This window comes from Agarilytica rhodophyticola (assembly GCF_002157225.2).
Classification (GTDB): Bacteria; Pseudomonadota; Gammaproteobacteria; order Pseudomonadales; family Cellvibrionaceae; genus Agarilytica; species Agarilytica rhodophyticola.
Window position 1 is genome coordinate 2,036,677 of the sequence record NZ_CP020038.1, and the last position, 20,046, is coordinate 2,056,722.

Consider the following 20,046-nt stretch of genomic DNA (forward strand, 5'->3'; position numbering starts at 1 on the left):
ATTACTCCGGTTTTAATGTTGATACACTTGATAAGCGCTCTGACCGATGTCTGCAGCCAAATTTAACCACTGGCCCAACACCACAACACGAACCAGTATCTGCAAGCTGCGGACACGCTCGGCCGGGTTAATTGCCACACTCCCATCGTTTGAGGTTAACAGACGGCCAAGTGCCCGCCAGTAGCCACCATTAAAAGGAGTAGGCAAGGCGGCGAGCTTTTCCCTTATAAAAGCCCCAAGCTCGGCTTGCTGCCAGAGTCGATGCCAGTTAAAACCATTGTCAGTTGTAGCAAAGCCCTCGGTGGGGTAGTAGTGTAAAAAACACTGGCGAAAAATACGCTTGTCGGTACGCAAATGGCGTGGTAACTGGCACACAAAATCGAGAATATCGGGATCCAGAAAAGGATTGAAGGTTTCTGCAAAGGGCCGGCGATGAGCACTCAAATGAACATTAAACGAGGGTAGGCGTTCACGACAGTACAATAAATCGCGCAGATCGTTGGGCTCGTCAGCCATTTGCGAGAGCTTTTCGATATACTCGGCGTGCTCCGCCTGCCACATATCAATATCGGCCTTAAAGCCCTGCTGCAAACTCACTGCATCGCTTTGCAAGCGGCCTAAACCCACACGCGCCAGCGCCTGCTCGCGATTTTGAACTTCTGCACCGTTGGGACCAAAACACTCATCGCCACGAAAGTAAGAGGCAAAACCGCGCTCAGCCAGTATTTGACAACAGGCACGTTCGTCACCGTGAGTAAAAATCTGCGCGCTCATGCCTGACTGCGCCGCAAACATGCTGTCAAAAAGTGTTGCAAGTGACTGCCGGCCGGGAAAGAATTCAAAGGCCACACCAACCCGAGCGGCTTCGCGCTCAGCCCAGGCGGCATCGGTGTTGGGGTCTGAGCTGCGCTCCCCCCACAAAAAAGTTAACAGAGGTTTCAGCTCTTGCTCTGACAAATGCTCAGCCAGCGTATTAAGCAAATAACGTGAATCGTAGCCCCCACTTAAAATTAAACTCGGGTTATCGGCACGCTGCCAGTGGCTGAGAATAACACGGTCGAGTCTGGCTTTGAGTTCTGGCAGCACGTCCTGCGCTTGCAGGGGCTGATTTTGCAGGTGGTATTTGTACCATATAAATTTTTCTGGGCAATAATGGGCCCTTTCGCCGTCACGGACAGGTAAATTTGCCGCAGTATTTATTCGATGACCACTACCAGCTGCCATTTGCCTTAATTCTTTAAATGGTGAAGCGCCGGCAAAAAAGCGACCGGCGTAAAGAAATTGCAGTAGGTTCGCTCCATCCAGCGTAGGTTTATTTATTGTCGCAAGCACTGGCGCGGCATGAGAACTGTAGCAGGCCTGCTGTGCATGATAATGAAAAAACAGTGGCCGACTCGCCACTTGATCGCTGAAGATGCGTGTTACCCCCCCATGAGAGATGACAAGACGAAAGGAGCCACGCCAGTTTTTCACACAGCTTTCGCCCTGTTTTAAATACTCGACAATCAGCGCTTTGCGCAGAGCTTCGCCACGCTCCTGACGGTGGGTTAAATAGCCTTCCAAAGCCAATACCACATTGTCAGTCTGAGTTATGCCGCTGTTGCCGCCACTTAAGGCAATGGCCAGCTGCTCATTGTGATATTGATGATAGCGTGGCGTAGAGGCCGAAGTTGGCTGACGATTGATGTCTGCCGACAGTGCGGGTAAATGCTTAAGTAAATGGGATAAACGCGCTTGCGCTTGAGGGCCAAGACAAATTAAAAATGATGACATAGTAATGGCCGCTTGGATAAATGCGGATTTGAAGTTGCGAATACCTGACGATAGAGCGCCGCATATTCGGCAATTTGCTGACTGCCCGAGTAACGGGCCAAAATCTCTTGCATACGCACTTGCAGATGTTCATTGGGGCCTTCAGCCACCTTTGCCATCCCCTTGGCAAGGTTTTCAACCAGAAGTGGACGATCCTGTTCCGCCACCAGATAAGGCCAGTCCTGCCCCAATACTTCGGGCAGGGCCCCCACCTTTGGAGCAACTACTGGCAAACGATGCTGCAAGGCTTCCAACACCACCAGGCCAAAGCCTTCAAACTGACTGGTTAATACCATCGCCTGGGCGCGGGCATATTCACTGGCCAACTGTTGGGGCTGACAGCCACTGTCGATAATGTCCAACCCCCGGCCACTGTGCCAGCCCTGTTGTAGCAGTGCTTGTGTGCGTTTTACACCTTCAGCAGTACTCACAATTACCAGTTGCGCTTCAGGTAACTGTTGCTGCAATTGGCCAAAGGCTTCGAGCAACAGCTCCGGGCGCTTAACCGCGCGCATGGAAGAAATATGGAGAAAGCGCTGGGCTTGGGGCTGGCAGCGATAAGTGGGTTTGCACCAGTCGGCGCCGATAAAATTGTTAATCACCCTAGCGGCTGGCAGTTCGGGCAACTCGCGTCGAAGTACATTTGCCAAGTAATGGGAAACACAGGTCACCGCATTGGCAGAGTAGAGCACACTGGCTACTACTTCTTTATTTCGATCAAACAGGTGAGGATTTAATAAATCTGAGCCATGGCAGGTCACAATGTAGGGCACGCCTCGCAGAGTTTTCAGCATTTGTGCAGCAAGGCCGAACACCTGTACATTGTGTAGATGCAGGATGTCAAAAGGCCAGCAATCATAAATGCGCAGCAGCTCGCTCACCGCATCCATGCCCCCACTAAGACTTTGGGGAATATCTAGCAGCTTACTGGTTTTAGCAGCGGGTCCATCGTCCACCAAAAAATGATTTTGTTGAAGCTGATCGGCGCGCAAATGACAATAGCGCACTTCAAACCCCTGCTCACCTTTAAGGCGATGCAGCTTGGAGTCGGGCATTAATCCCCGCCCTAATTCCTGAGCCACAATTGAAGAACCACCACTGGTGGCCAGCATTGCCATACAGATACGCAAGGGTCTCGTCATATTTTTTCCACGCCTGAAAATATTTGAGGTATAAGTAGGGTATAGGAAATATAAACCACCTTTTTGCCCAATAAGCGCAGTATCTTACCCGAAATTCCCTCACCTGTTTACTGTCCAAGGTACAACTTTCGTTTCGCCGTTGGGCCGACCCAAATTGCTCCATTTTGTTCGGTTTAGCGGTAAAGTCTTTGGCAGATGGTTCGCTGGATGTAAGTTGCTTCACCGGCCAATATGAAAGCTGACAGTGTAGGATTTGAGGTTGTGACCTTTCCCCGGAAATTAAAACCATGACCTCGATGAGATTTCCAATTATCCTAACGGGATGTGGGGCTCACAATGAAGAAACGCTACACCGAAAAAAGATTATCAAGGCCATCAAAGAGCATGAGGCTGGGGCCAAGGTAGAGGACATATGCCGTAATCTGGGCATATCCAGTGGTTCCCCACCTGCGGGCACCATTTCTTTATTTTTAGAAAAATCTTCTAAAATCTTAAACAGAACAACGTTAAACGGAACAGATCGTTGCGTTGTTCGATACACTTGCCCAAACAGTCTCTGCGTTTGATTTACTGAAACTATTTGCTCTTCCAAAATACACTTATGTTTTTCAATCTTTTCTTGCACGAATAAAAGTAGGGCAGAACAGCACTATTATTTGATCTCAATCTATATAGAGGGTTTTGCGTCTTAAATATAATGCTCTTCCATGGCTCCTTATTGCTTCTACACCAATATTCCACCAATGACTTAGCTTCTGTCACAAGTTCCTTGCGCTGAGTGAAATATTGGTGAAGCACAAGCTTATTACTATTTTTTGGTGAATACTTAATCTATGGAAAAATCTCCTGAATTACTTGCCCCTGCAGGCACATTGCAATCCCTGCGTTACGCATTTGCTTACGGTGCTGACGCGGTGTATGCCGGGCAACCTCGTTACAGTTTGCGGGTAAGAAATAATGAATTTTCACTAGAGAATATTAAAACGGGTATTGACTATGCTCACGCTCGCGGTAAAAAGTTTTTTCTAGCCAGTAATCTTCTTCCTCACGACAATAAAGTTAAAACCTATTTACGCGATATCGAACCTATTATTGCATGTTCTCCAGACGCACTTATTATGTCAGATCCAGGTTTAATTATGCTGGTGAGAGAACGTTGGCCGGATTTGCCCATTCATCTTTCCGTGCAAGCCAACACACTGAATTCTGCTGCAGTGAAGTTTTGGCAATCTATTGGGCTTACAAGAATTATTCTTTCTCGTGAATTATCCCTTAAGGAAATAGAGACGATCCGACAAGAATGTCCAGATATGGAGCTGGAAGTATTTGTACATGGCGCATTGTGCATTGCTTTTTCAGGTCGTTGTTTACTTTCTGGTTATTTTAATCATCGCGATGCTAATCAAGGCGCCTGTACTAATGCTTGTCGTTGGCAATACAAAACACATACAGCTCAACAAGATGTGAGCGGTGATGTGGTGCTGATTGAAGAGGCGAATCGTCCCGATGAGTTGATGCCAATGTACGAAGATGAGCACGGCACTTATATTATGAACTCAAAAGATTTGCGTGCTATCGAACATGTACAAAAGTTATTGGAGATCGGTATCGACTCATTGAAAATTGAAGGGCGTACAAAATCCTACTTTTATACCGCAAGAACAACACAAATTTATCACCAGGCCATAGTGAATGCACAGGCGGGAAAAACTTTCGATAATAATTTGCTAGAGGCTTTAGATGGACTTTCTAATCGAGGTTATACCGAAGGATTTTATCGTCGTCATCCTCCCCAACAAAGGCAAAATTATGACTGTGGTGCATCTACCTCAAGTAAACAGCGATTTGTTGGTGATATTCTACGAAGCGAAGAAAATATGTTAGAGATTGAGGTGAAAAATAAATTTAGCGTTGGAGATACCTTAACCTTATTGCGACCAGAAGGGGATTGTCGTTTCATATTGGAAACGATGGAAGATCTGCAAGGTAATGCGATCTCCGTGGCACCGGGGTCTGGCCATGTGGTACGTATTAAAGCGCCGCAAAATATTTCAGCCGAGTTCGCTTTGCTTTTAGCGGATATAAAAGAGACATCCGCTATTAAAGAAATACCGGCGAAAGATTTAACCACCTGTAGCTGTTAATTGGTGTTACTAGATATAAAGAATGCGTGGTAGTTCTACATTTCTACACTACTGCCGCAAAAAACCAAGCTATGACATATTATTATCTACAAAGTGGTCATTCAATATAATGTCTTTGTAAACGAAGAATGGAAAAAGCGTTCGATTGACAACTTTGTTAGTTATTTTTTTCTAGCCATTTATTAATTTCATCGCATACTAAATTATGTTTTCCTAAACTTTTCACTGCGGCAGACATGGGAATTTCTTCATTATCACACTTTATTATAATTCTTGATGCACCATCACTATCGGTTTCTACTAAAGCTTTTTCAATGTGGTTTATGGGGATAATGCCTTTTTTATTAAAAAAGGGGTATTGGACAGTGTATTCAATACTTTTTTCTATGTTGTCAAATTTGAATTTACTGTTTAGCGACCATACTCTGTAGAAAAACAGTAGGGTTAGCATAATTATTAAAACGGCTAATGTCGTATTCCTCGGAGTGATTTCTTCATTAAACACCCATAAAAACGCGCCTTTAGCAAAAAATAGAAAAGCCGCGATTCCGAAAATCACTAAAACAGGTTTAGAACCCTGCGTAACAATTAAATTTCCATTATCCAGGTGCTGAGTTTTCATGGCACTGCCTAACCGTATACTAGTCGGAATTCCTGTTTATCCTACTTATCCAAAGGGTGATTTCGATTAACATTATAAGCACAACTCTAACAGGTTCAATGAGTTCGAAAAACCTACTTAAACAAACTTGTAGCATGCTACTAAGACTGTCACCGCACTAAGCTTTTCAGGTCAACTCATTTGTTTGTTTTTTATCGATAGCAAATTCCCCGTTATTTTCTTGTGATAGCTGAGAGTCTCATTTAAATCTCGATAGTTATCTATCTGCTACAACTAAGTCAATTTCATGTGTGCCGCTATAAGTACAATAGGATGAAAGTTAAGGGCTTGTTGTAAAAGGACTGGAGGATGAGACATTGAGCAGTTACTTAGTGGTTGCCGCAGTAAGTGATGTTTTGCGTCGAGTGCTGTGGGAGGAAATTAGCGTCGACCCTGAGGTGAGGCAATTAGTCCCCAGTGAGCAGGATATTGTCTTCACTAATCCTAAAGAAACTGCACAGAACAGCTCCAACCGCCTGTCACTTTGGCTCTACCAAATTTCCGAAAATGAGTTTATGAAAAATAGCCCTATGCCGCGTTCGGCAAGTGGTGATCATCAAAACTTTACTCCATTGTCACTGAATCTGTGTTATCTGATTACCCCCTTTGCCAGTCACTCGGATAACAATATGTCGGGCAGGGATGAAAATCATCTGCTCTTGGGCAAAATCTTACAAGTATTTCACGACAATGCCATTGTCGTTCTTCGGGATCTTAATATTGATGTTGCCGAAGAACTGCGTGTTATCTATAAACGCCTCACTCTGGAAGAGCTTACCCGTATTTGGGAGGCTTTGCAGGAACCTTATCGGCTTTCCATTTGCTACCAAATACAGGTCAGCTATATCGACTCCGGGCGCGTGTCGGCGACTGCGCGTATCGTTGAGCGCGCAAGTGGTGATGAGTTAGCTGCGTCGGGAGCCCAGTCGTGACAGAACTAAGGCTTATCCATCAAAAATCGGCGACGGCGATATTCGCACTGGAAGACCGGTTTAAGCGAGACCAAGGAACACAAGGTCGCCGTCCGCAGCCATTTGGCGATATTGCTTTCTACCTTACCGGCCAAACAACGGCGGCAAGTTTTACCGCTTTTTCAGAGCCTAGAAAGCTGGCCATCACTCGCAACCCCAGTGGCTACTATATGTTTTTTAACAAGTACTATATGGGAGAGCGCAGCTATCAGCACAATTATGAAGGGATTTATCGTCTTCGTATTGTTTCCCAGTTTTACCAGGTGCACGAGCAAGATATACAACTCCCCACAGCCAGCGGGGCGATAAGCATCGAACTCGAACCTAAGCACACCTATCCATTTGTTTCCAGCGATGCGGTTAGCCGCGGTGGTGTGACTTTGTTGCGTGGCACTGCATATGCCGCTGATGCTCGCGGCATTGAAGGCTTGCGTGTGGAAGTTCCCGGTCGTTCAAACACAGCGCTAACGGATCAGAGCGGCCAGTGGGTGCTGGTGTTTCCTGAAGCGGATGGCGGTGGTGATGTGATGGTGCGCCATCGCTTTGCCAATGGTGATGTGGTGGACGTAGCCAATGTGCCCGTTGTTAGCAGGCAATCCAATTCGCTGCAACAAACAGGAATACGCGGGCAGGTGCTTAATGATGATGGCATCGGCATTGCCGGTGCTCGTATCTTCGTTGAAGGCTTCTCTGGACAAGCGTATTCCGCCCACGATGGCCGCTGGTCTTATTACTTTGGATTTACCCAACCTGCGGTGACAGTCGATGTCGTCGCAGAATTATCGAATGGCACTACGCGCACACGTTTCGGCGTTGATGTGCAAGCCCGGTCAGTCACGGCAGTGCCAACTTTTAGATTTAACTGAAATGTATCCTAGCAAAGGGAGACCCGACAATGCCTGAATACTTATCACCCGGAGTATATGTAGAAGAAATTAGCACTGGATCTAGGCCTATTGAAGGTGTGAGTACGAGCACCACCGGTTTTGTGGGGCTGACAGAACGTGGCCCAACAGCGCCGCGCTTAGTGACCAGTTGGCTAGACTATCAACGCTGGTATGGTGGGTTTTTAGACACCGCCACATCCTTTTTACCTTTTGCCGTCAAAGGCTTTTTTGACAACGGCGGGCAGCGTGCCTTTATTGCTCGTGTAACACAGTCTGATGCCGCCGTTGCAACTCTCGATTTAGATAGCTCAGGGGGAGCCGGGCAGTTCTTAACTGTAAGAGCTATTGGCACGGGTGCCTCGGGTAATCATATTTATGTTGGCGTAAGCAAAGGCAGTCGTTCAGGTTTTCGTTTGCGTGTTCGCTACTTTCGCACTATTCCCGTCGACCTAGCAGCTGCAACGCCAGATGTTGAAGAAGATTATGATGATCTCGGGCTAGTTCCTGCGGGATCTCGCTTCGTGATCACAACGGTGAATAACGCTTCGCAGCTCATCGAGTTAAGTTGGGGAGACAGTGATCTAGATCCAGCTCTTCCGGACAATATTGGCTTTACTCCACTGGCCAATGGCAGCGACGGCAGTATCCCAATGGCGTCTACTGACTTCGTTGGCAACTCGGCAGTGCCTCCCGATCAGCGCACCGGGCTTGCCGGTTTGGAGACCATCGATGAAATTTCTATTCTAACCGTACCCGACGAGGTTCATCCTGCGCTAGATAGTACTAATCAAGTTAACGTACGCAATGAAATCATTAATCAGTGCGAACGCCTCCGCGACCGTTTTGCTGTGCTGCAAGTCCCTAGTGGCCAAGGTAATGTGGCATCGATTAGCGTTAATAAAGATACCTCATACGCAGCCCTTTACTACCCCTGGGTGCGTGTGTTTAACCCCCTCACACTCGACAGTGTGTTAGTGCCGCCCGGCGGCCATATAGCGGGAATTTATGCACGTACCGATATTGAGCGCGGTGTCCATAAAGCGCCGGCCAATGAAGTGGTGCGGGGAATTATCACATCGGACTTAGCGGGTAATCGTCGTCCGCTGGAATATCACATTACCAAAGGGGAGCACGATATTTTGAACCCTCTTGGTATTAATGCGATTCGCGATTTCAGAGCCGATGGTCGAGGCCTTCGTGTATGGGGCGCGCGAACGATGTCGAGCGATAGTCAATGGCGTTACATCAATGTGCGTCGTCTGTTTATCTTCATTGAAGAATCTATTGACGAGGGCACCCAGTGGGTGGTCTTCGAGCCAAATTACGAGCCTACATGGGCGCGAGTAAAACGCAGTATCACCAGCTTTTTAACCAGTATATGGCGCAGTGGCGCACTGGCGGGTACTACACAAGACGAAGCGTTCTTTGTGAAATGTGATCGTACCACCATGAGTCAGGACGATATCGATAACGGGCGTTTGATCTGCTACATCGGCGTCGCGCCAGTGAAACCCGCAGAATTTGTCATTTTCCGTATCAGCCAAAAGACCGTGGAAGATGGTGCTTAGTGTATTTGCCCCGATAAATTTTGGCGTACACCCCGTGAAATCGGGGCAATAAATTTTTCAGTGAGAGGACAAGATAATGGCCGAAACAGGAGATCGCAACGATCCTTACTTAGCATTTAATTTTTTAGTGGAAATTGACGGTGTCACCACCGCGGGATTTGCAGAGTGTAGCGGACTGACGACGGAAACAGACATTGTTGAATATCGCAATGGCGATGAGACGAACACGCTGCGTAAGCTCGCAGGATTGAAAAAATTCACTCAGATCGCCTTAAAGAGAGGATATACCCAGAGCAAAGAGCTGTGGGATTGGCGAAAAAAAGTGATGGATGGGCAAACCGAGCGACAGTCAGGTTCTATTGTGCTGTTGGATGAGGCGCGCCAGGAAGCATTGCGTTGGAACTTTAGGGAAGGCTGGCCGAGTAAATGGGAAGGCCCAACCTTTAACGCTAAAAATAATGAAACCGCCATCGAGACTTTAGAAATTGCGGTAGAAGATCTGGTACTGGAATAAACACGGGTTTTTAACGAGAGTCTGACACATGTTTGCGCACAACACGCCGGGAGTTTATTTCCACGGGCACGATTCAAGCGAGGCTGCTATACCTCTACGTCGCATGGACATCGCGGGGTTTGTGGGTATCGCAGCGAAGGGGCCTTTGCATAAGGCGTTGCGCGTCGACAGTTGGACACAGTTTACCAGTACCTTTGGCGAGCATATTCCCCAGGCATATTTGGCTTATGCCGTCGAAGGCTTTTTTAGTAATGGTGGCCGCACGTGTTGGATCGTGCGAGTTGCCGCGTCAGAATTTGCCAAATGTGCTGAGGTTATCATTAACGATGACAGCGGGCAGCCGGCGCTCGCGCTGAGGGCTCGTTCACCAGGCATTTGGGCCAACCAGCTAAGGCTGCGACTGCTGCGCAATAACGCCGAGCAATTTTCCATAGTTGCAAGGGATAATTTAGGTGGACAGGAAATCTGGCGCAATCTCGATCTGCAGCCGCAAGTAGAGGCTGTTATCAATAATGATCCAGAAAGCCCTATTCGCATTGAGGTAATACCCGAGCATTCAACTGGCGATATCACTGCTTTACGTGTGCCAAAGTCGGGTCGCTATCGTGTTGCTGCGGGAGAAACCATTACTCTGGCCGATAGTACTGACGCTAGCAACGATGCTCTAAAGCTGATATCACGGCACGATGAAGAGCTAAATGCGGTCGTGGAAGGGGATGGTCGAGGGCTGTTTAAGCTGATTATCTCCAGTGTTGATTCTAATGTTAAAGTACAAAAAACGTGGTTTGGTCTGCAATTAGCTTCGCGGGCGGAACAGGTGATTAACACGGCCGGCGCGGGATCGGATTGGTTTTATGCGCGCTTAATACGTGCAGAAAATCATGTCACCACCACAGGTCTCAGTGCTCGCAACCTGCGAACGGGATCATATCATTTAAGTGGCGGCAGCGATGGGCTTCAAGAGCTTACGCTAGCACATGTGATTGGCACCAGTGGGGCAGCTCACAGCTCAGAAGCGAGCCCTTTGGGGCTGGATTGTCTGGCCTCTGTGGACGCCGTTAACCTCGTTGCGATTCCCGATTTAATGCCTGTCCCTCAGCTTACTCCTGCGTTTAAACCTGATACTCCCAACTGCAGCATACTGGAACCTGAGTTTTTACCAGAATTGCCAACTGCGGAGGTAGGATTAGAATTTCCTCCACAATTTGATGAGTTGCAACTGCAAACCGCACAACAAGCGCTTGTTGCCCACTGTGAAGGTTTGAGAGATCGCTTTGCTTTACTCGATATGCCAGCTCAAATCTCCCGTCGCGACGATGTATTAAAGTGGCGCGCTCAGTTTGATAGCAGTTACGCTGGCCTCTATTTTCCCTGGATAAAATCATCTGACCCGCTGCGCCTGCAATCCTTAGTGCGAAGTATTCCCCCCTGCGGTCATTTGGCTGGAATATTTGCCAGGAATGATGCGCAGTCTGGCCCGCAACGCGCACCGGCCAATTGGCGCTTACTGGATGCTAAGGCGGTTATCCACGAAGTGGATGAGCGTGCCCACGGAGATTTCAATGACGCTCACGTCAACATCATCCGTAAACTTAGTGAGGGCAACGTCTCTATACAGGGGGCACGTACATTGAGTAGCGATATGAATTTGCGTTTTATCAATGTGCGGCGCCTACTCATGATGATCAGCGAAACCCTTGATGAATTCTCACAAGCTTTAGTCTTTGAACCGAGCTCTGAAAACCTATGGCTGCGCATTGACCTAAGTGTACGAGCCTATCTCAATCGCATCTGGCGTGCAGGTATGCTCGATGGGGCAAGCGCCGACGAAGCTTTCCAAGTGCGCTGTGATGCGCAAACCAATCCGCCTAGCGTCATTGAGCAGGGCAAAGTGCTGTGTGAAATTTCATTAAATTTGCCGTGGCCAGCAGAGTTTGTGCTTGTTCGCGTAGGTTTTACCAGCACCGGTGTGGAGTTACAGGAGGGATAAATGGCATTACTCGGCATACGTAACGATCCCTTTTTGAGCTTCCGTTTTGTGGTACTGCTCGATGGTATCACCCTGGCAGGATTTAGCGAATGCTCAGGGCTGCAGTTGGAAACGGAGTTTGAAGAGTACATGGAAGGAGGAGAGAACCTCTTTGTCCACAAATTTCCTACGCGTACCAAGCAAAGTAATTTGGTGCTAAAGCGCGGCATTGTCGATCGGGAATTATGGGATTGGTACGCGGCCTTGATTCAGGGTCAAGTGAGACCAAAAGACGGCATCATTGTGGTCTATGACCCTTCAGGTAGCTACCCGCAAATTGTGTGGCAATTTAGCGACGCCTTACCACAAAAGTGGCAGGGGCCGGACTTAAATGCCAGCCAAAGTAATGTCGCAGTGGAAACACTAGAGCTTAGCTATTTTCGTCTGGAACGGCGTTTGTAGATGCAGGAAAAGGAAATTTTACTATGACGGTACATATCGAAGAAATGACCACAGAAATAGCGGCAATAGAAGGTGATTTGCCCTTGAGTTCACAACAAATGGACAAGTTGGTCGCACTGGTTCTACAGCGTATAGACGAACAACAACGGGACGATCAGGCACATAACGAGTCCGCCACTATTCGCAGCGAAGCAACACCATCACTGCAAGCGGGGTGGAGCTAGCCATGGCATTGCAAAAAGCAACCATTGAGATTCTAGACAAAGAAGCAATTAACCCCAGTATAGGACTACCGGCGCGTATTGAGGTGCAGTTTAATCCTCAAGAATATAGCCTCAGTAAAGGTGCTCAGGTTGCAGAAATTAATATTCCTGGCATCGACTCACCCATTCTCCAATTCATTCGTGGACAAAACGAGAAGCTGAGTTTGGAGTTGTTTTTCGATACCACCCGGCCACAACCCGGACAGGTTGCTGCCGATATGGGAGACGGCGCTCGCGACGTACGCAAACTCACCCGTTCTATTTATCAGCTAGTAAAAATACAGCCGCGTATTCACGCGCAACCGCGCATACGTTTTTATTGGGGGAATGGTATTTCCTTCAAAGCCATTGTTGAAAGTGTGCAGCAAAAATTTACCTTGTTTAATGCCCAAGGCGTGCCGCTGCGAGCTAAATGCTCGGTTTCCTTTCGCGAATACAAAACCCTTGAAGAGCAGCTCAAAGAGTTAAACCCGCAATCCTCCGACCATACCAAGCAACGTGTTATTCGCGAGGGCGAAACGCTGTCGGGTATTGCCGCAGAAGAATATCGCAACCCGGCGTTGTGGCGCTTAATTGCAAGTTACCCAGGCAATAAAACCGCCTTGAGAACTCCCCGTCAACTTGAGGTCGGCGCCACCATTTTGATTCCTCCTTTAGACCCCTCTACGGCGAGTGTCTTTAGTATCCAGGGAGAAGATTAATATGAGCACTGCTCTGCCTATACACCAAGGCCAGGATTTTTACGTACCACAATTTGAGGTGAAGTTGCGCAATCAAACACTGGCCCAGCCTATTGTGCGCGACGTCTTAAAAGCCAGCTACAAGGATAGTATTAAAGATATCGATAGCTTTGAAATCACCATTAATAATTGGGACGCAGAAACACGAGATTTCAAATACGCGGATGCCAGCCTGTTTGATCCAGGTAATGAATTAGAACTGCTTATGGGCTATTACGGCAGTGGTGAAATGCGCAGCATGATTAAAGGACAAATTACATCGCTGCGGCCAAACTTTCCCGCCACGGGTAAGCCTACTCTGGTGATTAGTGGTTTAAATCTCTTGCATAAATTTCGTAATAAACAAGAGTCCCACGCCTATACAGAACTTACCGATAGTCAAGTCGCCAAGCAAATTGCCGGTCGTCTAGGTGTTTCCATTCGCACTGATAGTGCCGCGCAAGGCAATGAAGAAACCTATAAATATTTATTACAAGATAATCAGTACGACATTATTTACTTGATGGAACGTGCTCACCGCCTTGGTTATGACCTTTTTGTAGAGGAAACTAGCGGCCAGCCGCGGCTCTATTTCGGGCCATCGGTCAATATCCAGCGAACCACCTACGAACTTGAATACGGTAAATCGCTGATTCACTTTCAACCCAATCTTTCTACCGCCAATCAGGTGGCCAAAGTGACTGTGCGGGGGTGGGACGAGCAGCGCAAAGCAAAAATCGAAGCCACGGTGGCACGCTCACAAATTGCTACTAAAGGTGTGGGTCAACAAGGGGGACAGGCACAAATTGATAGCTCCTTTGCCGACCGTGAAGAAGTCATTGCCAACAAACCTGTCGCCACCAATGAAGAAGCTCAGACCCTAGCGCGAGAGACACTGGAAAGAATTGCCAAAGACATGATTAAAGGCTCTGGCTCAACGGTGGGGTTGCCGGATCTTCGCGCCGGAAGTGTCTTGCAACTTTCTGGTCTAGGGCAGCGTTTCAGTGGACGTTATTTTGTCACCGCCACCACACACACCATCGGTGACACCGGCTACACCACACAATTCCAATGTCGGCGCGAGGAATTGTCATGAGTAAAGGACAAAACGGCATTGTTATCGGCCTAGTGACATCGCTGGAAGATCCAGAGGATATTGGTCGCATTCAAGTGGAATATCCCTACCTAGGCGACCAACCCAGCTTTTGGGCGCGGGTGGTGTCATTTATGGCCGGTGCCGAACGTGGGGCACGATTTCTGCCAGAAGTGGGAGAAGAGGTGGTAGTCGCTTTCGAGCAAGGTGACCCCCGCAGGCCGCTTATTTTAGGCAGTGTCTGGAGCACCGTCGATGCGCCTATTCCCCACGATGGCAGCCAAGTGGATAACAACTGGCGCTACATTAAATCCCGCAGTGGCCATGTGCTGCGCTTTGACGATACCGATGGCGCTGAAAAGGTAGAAGTCATCGATAAGGATGAGGCGCACAAAATTATTATCGATACCTCTGGCGACAAGATTGAAATCATCTGCGATAGCGGTGATGTGATGGTGACCGCTGAGAGCGGCAAGGTAAGTGTCTCGGGGTCGGAGGTCAATGTGGAATCTAGCGGTGACATGAATTTGAAAGCCGCAGGCACCATGACGATAGAAGGGGCGACGGTCAATATTAACTAGCGCCTAAATTTACCGGCAACACAACCAATAACGAGCAAAAACTATGGGACAGCCAGCAGCCAAGCAAAACGACCAGATTGTGGCAACGGATAATCATTTGATCCAGCCTCCAGGCACTGCCCCAGCAGTAATGGTGCCGCACCCCTTTAACGGCCTTATCGATACCGCGCTAAGTAGCGATGTCAATATCGAAGGACTGCCTGCCGCGACGGTTGATTCGATTGCCAATAATACGCCAGCTCATATTCCTCAGGGGGGGAGCTTCGTTAATCCGCCAACCAATCAGGGCAAAATTATCATGGGCAGTGGCACTGTATTTATTAACGGTAAGGCGGCGGCGCGCAATGGCGATACGGCCGAAACGTGCAACGACCCAAAGGATTTGCCAGTTGGCAACGTGGTCGCGGTCTCGACAGTGCTTATTGGAGGATAAGGTGAATAGTCTTATTGGCAAAGGCTGGAGTTTTCCACTGAAACCTAACAGTAACGGAGAACTCAAGTGGGCAGATGGCAACGATAAAGTGCGGCAAAGTATTTGGTTGATCCTATCTACCGCGCCAGGAGAGCGAGTGATGCTGCCGAGCTTTGGCTGCGGTATTCACGATCTAACGTTCGAGGCCAACACCTCATCACTACGTGGCTTGTTGCGAGAAAAAGTGCGCGAAGCCTTGGTGCAATGGGAGCCTCGGATCGACGTGGTAGAGGTGCGCGTAGAGGTTCCACCTGAAGGGCGAAATCACTTACTTATTCGCGTCGATTACCGTCTTCGCACCAATAATGCTTTTTATAACTTGGTCTATCCCTTCTTTTTAAGTGAAGGCGTGAATTAGGAGAATGTTATGCCTTTGAAAGCACCTGTATTGGACAATCGCAGCTACCAAGAAATTCGCGATCTAGTGCGCGATCGGATTCCTCGTTATACGCCGGAATGGACCGATTTTAATGACGCTGATCCGGGCATGACCTTGGTTCAATTATTTGCCTGGTTAACAGAGCAAACACTCTACCAAATGAATCGTTTGCCGGATCGCAACTATATTAAGTTTCTCAAGCTGCTTAATATGGAGCTGCGGCCACCTCAGCCTGCACAAGCCGATCTCACCTTTGCTGTTCAAAAAGGTGCGAAGTTGCGCCCGGTGTTGAAGGGCAGTCAAGTGGCGGCTCAGTCTCAGGATAGCGGCGAGCTGGTTGTGTTTGAGACTGATGAAGGGATGGATTTGATTCCGTACCCACTTACCCATGTACAGGTATACGACGGCTCGAGCTTTGCCGATGTGACCGAAACCAACAGCATTCGCCAGCAAAATTACCGGCCTTTTGGCTGGGCACCTCAGCTCAACAGTGCCCTTTATCTCGGTTTCGAACCACCGGAGCAAAATCCCGCCGCCGGTGAGCGTGCCTTTCCACAACAAATTCGTTTGCGGGTTTTTTTGCCTGCCAGTTCACAGGCGGGGGAAGCTCAGAGCTGTTCACAACAGCATCAACGTCCGCCGGCTCCCGTGCGCTTAGTTTGGGAATATCGCCATCCCGAGCCGCCCAATGGCTGGCGCCCTATGACGGTTTTTAAAGACGAAACGGCGGCGATGACGCGGGAAGGTTACATTGTGCTAGAAGGCCCAGCCCAACTAGCAAGAACTTACGAAGGTAAAGTTACGGATGTGGACCGCCTGTGGCTGCGTTGCCGACTGGATCGTGACACTTATCCCGCCGGCACAGTGCCCGAAATTGATTTTATTCGCCCTAATACAGTGAGAGCTACCGCCCTGAGCACTATCAGATCGGAAATTCTGGGGGCCAGTGAAGGCCACCCGGATCAACGTTTTAGTTTTCGCCACAAGCCTATTCAGCAAGACGATCTCATTATTCGTATCGATCGCAGTAATCGCGAAGGGGTTGAGCAAGAGTACTGGACTCGCGTCGAGGACTTTCTCGCGTCTGAACCCGATGACGCCCATTTTGTTTTGAATGCAAGCGCCGGTGAAATTGAGTTTGGCAACGGGGTACGAGGACGAATACCTGTAGCGGGGTCAGAAATTATTGCCGAGCGCTACCGCCATGGCGGAGGAGATAGTAGCAATGTTGCTGCCGACACCATTACGCTGGCGCTCTCCACTCTGGGTGGCGTGCAAAGCATTACCAATGAACGGGCGGCGCTGGGAGGTAAGGATGAGCAGGATATTGAAGAATTCAAATCCGAGGCACCGCTGGCCATACGCAATCGCAATCGCGCTGTGACCGCAGATGATTTTATCGCTCTGGCAAAATTGGCCGGCGGTGTTTCCCGAGCAACAGCACTGCCGCTAAGACATCTCGACTATCCTGATGTCGACGTTGCCGGTGCCATCACGGTGGTAATTGTGCCAGAGAATGATGAGTTGCCCCCGTTACCCTCGGCTGACTTGATTCGCTATGTCTGTGGCTATTTGTCCAACTATCGCCTGATCACCAATGAACTCTTCGTCAAGGGGCCTGAATTTTCTGAGATCAGTGTTGTGGCGCGGGTTGCTGCTGATCCATTGCTTGCTTTCGGCGCTGTAGAGCTTGCGGTAAAACAGGCTATTGATGCCCAGTTGCATCCGCAGTCACGCGCTTTTGGGCTGGATCTTGTGCCCACCAGTCTTTTCGGCGTCGTTCTTGCCGTTGAAGGTGTGCGTGCAGTGCTGGATTTGGCGCTACTGGTGAATGGTTTGCCCCATGATGATTTGACTGAAGTGGTGGTGTTGCCGCCAGATGGTCTCGTGTACGGCGCCAACCATCAGATCACGGTAGTGGAGCTGGAGGATCGCTGATGAGACCGCAGACGCCTACTTATTGGCTGCTCGATAGCAGAACCGGCTGGCGCACCGGCTGGCCTTATAACGATAGGCTCAGCAACGATAAGCCCTGCAACGATAGCCCCAGCCAAGATTGCCAAGTGAGTGAACTGGTGCCTGCCAGCGTTGGCGCGGCAGGTATTCGTCTGCCCGTAAGCAAGCAGGGCGCGCTGAGCCTAACAAGTACCGATGGCAGCCTTGGTGGTTTGGTTATGCCTCAAGGGTTTGCAATAGACAATGATGCTTTGGTCTATCTACTGGATCAGCAAACATTGCAGGTTAAGCGCTTTAATCCCAGCAGCAAAACTTTCGATGTCATACTCGGTATCGGTGGAGAAGGCGAGAATGCCAGGCAATTTGGTGCCGGTACTCATGCTCTGGCGATTGCGGGGCATGACCTTTACATTGTCGACCCCGCGAATCAGCGGGTGCAAGTTTTTTCCCTAGCAAGCCTTGCGTTGCGTTTTGTCTGGCAAAAAGCGGCAATAATGGATGATGACAAACTTTGGAGCCCCAGCGATGTGTCGGCCAACGGCAATATGGCCGTTATTTTGGATCAGGCGCAGGGGGTGGTTTATCGCCACTTGGCTGGTGCCAGTGATTTACAGCAAGTTATTGTTGACCCTGATGCCTGTGGGCGTTGGAGTCGGGTTGCTATTGATAACCATAAGCGCATTTACCTACTCGATGCCGAGCAAGGCCAATTACAGATCTATCAGATATTAGAAGAGGGCGGGTCGCTATACCTTGGCAGCGTTGACGATATAGCGCCGATTCTAGATCGTTTTCCTAGCCCGGCGCTGCGTTTGGATCACCGCTCTCGTTTTTGCCTTGCACCCAGTCTGACGCAAGCTTGTGCCCGGTCAATACCTGATGTCAGTGCAGAGGATCACTCATTGGGTAGTTGTCAATCCGGTGGCCTGCTATTTGACCGCAGCGGTCAGCCCCTTGCTCTGCCCGAGGAACCTGAACCCCTAGGATTTGCGCTCTACCAGACCAAGGCCACCTGGATCAGCGAAGCGCTAGATAGTCAGCGCTATAACTGTCAATGGCATCGCTTGGAATTTACCTTAAGCCAGCTGCCAAGCGGCGCGCGGGTTGTGCTGCGCACTTACGCTGACAACGAGCAACGTAGGATTGAGGATGTTGTGCAAATTCCAGATCATCTCTGGGAAAGTCACACTGTGCTGGTTGGTAGTGCCCAAGCTAGTTATCAGCCGGGCTGTCAAAGTTCGGCCCGCGAGAGCGATACCCTCGTCAAAAGTGGGCCAGGTCAATATATGTGGGTACGGATAGATCTTTCGGGCGACGGTTACAGCTCCCCGCAGGTGACTCAGCTGCGCGCCCACTATCCCCGTGCCAGCTACCTCCAATACTTGCCAGCGGTTTTTGCTAATGACGACGAAGCGCGAATATTTGCCGAAGGCTTTCTTGCGCTGTTTCAAACGGAGTGGGAGGCGATTGAGCAACACGCTCAAGAGTTTGCCCGCTATCTTGATCCCGCAGCGGTTCCCGACAGTGGCTGGGCTGACTATCTTGCCCAATGGTTGGCTTTGCCAATGGAAGGGCGCTGGAATCTGCAACAAAAACGTAATCTCTTAAAAGCCGCACCTGAATGCTATGAGGCGCGCGGTACGCAGGCTTCTCTGGAGCGTTATCTGCAGGCTTATATTGAAAATATCACCGGTTTAGACAGTGATGCCCAGCGCGGCTTTCCCGCCATTATCGAAGCTTATCGAAAGCGCAATTACCTTATTTTTAACGCGCAAAACCCTGCCAGGATCGATCGTCAGCAGACCTTGTGGAGTCCTTCGATAGTGGGTCGTTTGCAATTAGATGTTCAGGCCAAAGCGGACGAGGTTCGACTGGTGTCCACCGGTGATCCCGAGCTGGATGTCTTTCAATCCCACGCCCACCGCTTTCAAGTATTTGTGCCTTCTTCCTGGCTTGGGAGCAAGGATGACGAACGCTGCTTACGACGCGCTATTGAAGCAGAAAAGCCTGCCCACAGCGCTTACGACTTGTGCTTAGTAGAGCCGCGATTGCGCGTAGGTGTCCAGTCTACCGTGGGTATCGATACGATTATTGGTGCGATTCCCTCAGCGCGTCTGCATGACAATTCTGAAGAATTACCTCCCAGCCGGCCACCCCGGCACCGACTGGGATATGACACTGTATTAGCCGGTAATCCGAGTCAAGGTGGGGGAGTGCCGTTAAACCCCGGCGTCCACATCGGCTCGAATACCTTGTTGTCTTGACTTTAGGAGAATCGAGATGGTGGATAACACAACGAAATCACCCTGCACTGACCAGTGCCATGGCGCGATTACAGAGCGCAACCGCTACTATACCGGTAAATATATGACCGCCCGGGATTTCGCCGCAGACCAGGAGTATTTTCTCAGTCGCAGTCGCTTACAAAACCGCCTCTTACATGGTTGGGGTAT

The 20,046-nt window shown here is 49.2% G+C and carries 18 protein-coding genes and 1 pseudogene; 16 read left to right on the forward strand and 3 right to left on the reverse strand.

Annotation, left to right across the window (positions count from 1 at the left end):
• Nucleotides 1–12: 12 nt before the first annotated feature.
• Together BVC89_RS08650 and BVC89_RS08655 are read right to left on the reverse strand one after the other, a co-directional pair.
• Nucleotides 13–1,773, reverse strand: coding sequence for an asparagine synthase-related protein (locus BVC89_RS08650; protein ID WP_086930807.1), 1,761 nt, complete (start codon nucleotides 1,771–1,773; stop codon nucleotides 13–15).
• Nucleotides 1,758–2,954, reverse strand: coding sequence for a glycosyltransferase (locus BVC89_RS08655; protein ID WP_086930808.1), 1,197 nt, complete (start codon nucleotides 2,952–2,954; stop codon nucleotides 1,758–1,760). The genes BVC89_RS08650 and BVC89_RS08655 overlap by 16 nt, the downstream gene beginning before the upstream one ends.
• 336 nt (nucleotides 2,955–3,290) lie before the next feature.
• On the opposite strand from BVC89_RS08655, the pseudogene BVC89_RS08660 reads away from it, so the two are divergent.
• Together BVC89_RS08660 and trhP are read left to right on the forward strand one after the other, a co-directional pair.
• Nucleotides 3,291–3,397 (forward strand): annotated as a pseudogene (locus tag BVC89_RS08660) (transposase); the annotation flags it as partial.
• 390 nt (nucleotides 3,398–3,787) lie between these two features.
• Entirely contained in the window at nucleotides 3,788–5,098 is a 1,311-nt protein-coding gene (gene trhP, locus BVC89_RS08665; RefSeq protein ID WP_086930809.1) for a prephenate-dependent tRNA uridine(34) hydroxylase TrhP, read from the forward strand.
• 157 nt (nucleotides 5,099–5,255) lie between these two features.
• Here trhP and BVC89_RS08670 read toward each other — a convergent pair whose 3' ends face one another.
• The gene (locus tag BVC89_RS08670) at nucleotides 5,256–5,720 is read right to left on the reverse strand and encodes a hypothetical protein (RefSeq protein ID WP_086930810.1); all 465 of its coding nucleotides are present in this window, start codon (nucleotides 5,718–5,720) and stop codon (nucleotides 5,256–5,258) included.
• Nucleotides 5,721–6,076: 356 nt separating this feature from the next.
• Here BVC89_RS08670 and BVC89_RS08675 point away from each other — a divergent pair, with 356 nt between their 5' ends.
• The 14 genes from BVC89_RS08675 (at nucleotide 6,077) to BVC89_RS08740 (ending at nucleotide 19,857) form a co-directional block, all read left to right on the forward strand.
• On the forward strand, nucleotides 6,077–6,691 hold the full coding sequence (locus tag BVC89_RS08675) for a Pvc16 family protein (RefSeq protein ID WP_158657851.1): 615 nt from the start codon (nucleotides 6,077–6,079) through the stop codon (nucleotides 6,689–6,691).
• Nucleotides 6,688–7,596 carry a carboxypeptidase-like regulatory domain-containing protein gene (locus tag BVC89_RS08680; RefSeq protein WP_086930812.1) on the forward strand — a complete coding sequence of 303 codons (909 nt, stop codon included), beginning with the start codon at nucleotides 6,688–6,690 and terminating at the stop codon, nucleotides 7,594–7,596. Before BVC89_RS08675 ends, BVC89_RS08680 begins: the two co-directional genes overlap by 4 nt.
• A gap of 29 nt (nucleotides 7,597–7,625) precedes the next feature.
• Complete coding sequence (locus BVC89_RS08685) at nucleotides 7,626–9,185, forward strand: phage tail sheath family protein (RefSeq protein ID WP_086930813.1); 1,560 nt, start codon at nucleotides 7,626–7,628, stop codon at nucleotides 9,183–9,185.
• A gap of 76 nt (nucleotides 9,186–9,261) precedes the next feature.
• Nucleotides 9,262–9,699 (forward strand): phage tail protein, encoded by a 438-nt coding sequence (locus BVC89_RS08690; RefSeq protein ID WP_086930814.1) that lies wholly within the window; start codon nucleotides 9,262–9,264, stop codon nucleotides 9,697–9,699.
• A 28-nt stretch (nucleotides 9,700–9,727) separates the two neighbouring features.
• On the forward strand, nucleotides 9,728–11,689 hold the full coding sequence (locus tag BVC89_RS08695) for a phage tail sheath C-terminal domain-containing protein (protein WP_086930815.1): 1,962 nt from the start codon (nucleotides 9,728–9,730) through the stop codon (nucleotides 11,687–11,689).
• Nucleotides 11,690–12,130, forward strand: coding sequence for a phage tail protein (locus tag BVC89_RS08700; RefSeq protein ID WP_086930816.1), 441 nt, complete (start codon nucleotides 11,690–11,692; stop codon nucleotides 12,128–12,130).
• Between the two features lie 23 nt (nucleotides 12,131–12,153).
• Nucleotides 12,154–12,354, forward strand: a complete 201-nt coding sequence (locus BVC89_RS08705) for a hypothetical protein (RefSeq protein WP_086930817.1) — start codon at nucleotides 12,154–12,156, stop codon at nucleotides 12,352–12,354.
• Nucleotides 12,355–12,356: 2 nt separating this feature from the next.
• Nucleotides 12,357–13,094 carry a CIS tube protein gene (locus BVC89_RS08710; protein WP_086930818.1) on the forward strand — a complete coding sequence of 246 codons (738 nt, stop codon included), beginning with the start codon at nucleotides 12,357–12,359 and terminating at the stop codon, nucleotides 13,092–13,094.
• A gap of 1 nt (nucleotide 13,095) precedes the next feature.
• Complete coding sequence (locus tag BVC89_RS08715) at nucleotides 13,096–14,208, forward strand: phage late control D family protein (protein ID WP_086930819.1); 1,113 nt, start codon at nucleotides 13,096–13,098, stop codon at nucleotides 14,206–14,208.
• Complete coding sequence (locus BVC89_RS08720) at nucleotides 14,205–14,786, forward strand: phage baseplate assembly protein V (protein WP_086930820.1); 582 nt, start codon at nucleotides 14,205–14,207, stop codon at nucleotides 14,784–14,786. The genes BVC89_RS08715 and BVC89_RS08720 overlap by 4 nt, the downstream gene beginning before the upstream one ends.
• A 43-nt stretch (nucleotides 14,787–14,829) precedes the next feature.
• Nucleotides 14,830–15,219: a PAAR domain-containing protein gene (locus BVC89_RS08725; RefSeq protein ID WP_086930821.1), complete on the forward strand. Its 390-nt coding sequence runs from the start codon at nucleotides 14,830–14,832 to the stop codon at nucleotides 15,217–15,219.
• 1 nt (nucleotide 15,220) lies between these two features.
• The gene (locus BVC89_RS08730) at nucleotides 15,221–15,616 is read left to right on the forward strand and encodes a GPW/gp25 family protein (protein ID WP_216825116.1); all 396 of its coding nucleotides are present in this window, start codon (nucleotides 15,221–15,223) and stop codon (nucleotides 15,614–15,616) included.
• Between the two features lie 9 nt (nucleotides 15,617–15,625).
• The gene (locus tag BVC89_RS08735; protein WP_086930823.1) at nucleotides 15,626–17,575 is read left to right on the forward strand and encodes a putative baseplate assembly protein; all 1,950 of its coding nucleotides are present in this window, start codon (nucleotides 15,626–15,628) and stop codon (nucleotides 17,573–17,575) included.
• Nucleotides 17,575–19,857: a phage tail protein gene (locus tag BVC89_RS08740; RefSeq protein ID WP_086930824.1), complete on the forward strand. Its 2,283-nt coding sequence runs from the start codon at nucleotides 17,575–17,577 to the stop codon at nucleotides 19,855–19,857. Before BVC89_RS08735 ends, BVC89_RS08740 begins: the two co-directional genes overlap by 1 nt.
• Nucleotides 19,858–20,046 lie beyond the last annotated feature (189 nt).

Excerpts from the sequence above, each read along its gene's own strand:
- BVC89_RS08650 (WP_086930807.1), bottom strand. The coding sequence starts at position 1,773 with ATGTCATCATTTTTAATTTGTCTTGGCCCTCAAGCGCAAGCGCGTTTA.
- BVC89_RS08655 (WP_086930808.1), bottom strand. The coding sequence starts at position 2,954 with ATGACGAGACCCTTGCGTATCTGTATGGCAATGCTGGCCACCAGTGGT.
- trhP (WP_086930809.1), top strand. The coding sequence starts at position 3,788 with ATGGAAAAATCTCCTGAATTACTTGCCCCTGCAGGCACATTGCAATCC.
- BVC89_RS08670 (WP_086930810.1), bottom strand. The coding sequence starts at position 5,720 with ATGAAAACTCAGCACCTGGATAATGGAAATTTAATTGTTACGCAGGGT.
- BVC89_RS08685 (WP_086930813.1), top strand. The coding sequence starts at position 7,626 with ATGCCTGAATACTTATCACCCGGAGTATATGTAGAAGAAATTAGCACT.
- BVC89_RS08690 (WP_086930814.1), top strand. The coding sequence starts at position 9,262 with ATGGCCGAAACAGGAGATCGCAACGATCCTTACTTAGCATTTAATTTT.
- BVC89_RS08695 (WP_086930815.1), top strand. The coding sequence starts at position 9,728 with ATGTTTGCGCACAACACGCCGGGAGTTTATTTCCACGGGCACGATTCA.
- BVC89_RS08700 (WP_086930816.1), top strand. The coding sequence starts at position 11,690 with ATGGCATTACTCGGCATACGTAACGATCCCTTTTTGAGCTTCCGTTTT.
- BVC89_RS08705 (WP_086930817.1), top strand. The coding sequence starts at position 12,154 with ATGACGGTACATATCGAAGAAATGACCACAGAAATAGCGGCAATAGAA.
- BVC89_RS08710 (WP_086930818.1), top strand. The coding sequence starts at position 12,357 with ATGGCATTGCAAAAAGCAACCATTGAGATTCTAGACAAAGAAGCAATT.
- BVC89_RS08715 (WP_086930819.1), top strand. The coding sequence starts at position 13,096 with ATGAGCACTGCTCTGCCTATACACCAAGGCCAGGATTTTTACGTACCA.
- BVC89_RS08720 (WP_086930820.1), top strand. The coding sequence starts at position 14,205 with ATGAGTAAAGGACAAAACGGCATTGTTATCGGCCTAGTGACATCGCTG.
- BVC89_RS08725 (WP_086930821.1), top strand. The coding sequence starts at position 14,830 with ATGGGACAGCCAGCAGCCAAGCAAAACGACCAGATTGTGGCAACGGAT.
- BVC89_RS08735 (WP_086930823.1), top strand. The coding sequence starts at position 15,626 with ATGCCTTTGAAAGCACCTGTATTGGACAATCGCAGCTACCAAGAAATT.
- BVC89_RS08740 (WP_086930824.1), top strand. The coding sequence starts at position 17,575 with ATGAGACCGCAGACGCCTACTTATTGGCTGCTCGATAGCAGAACCGGC.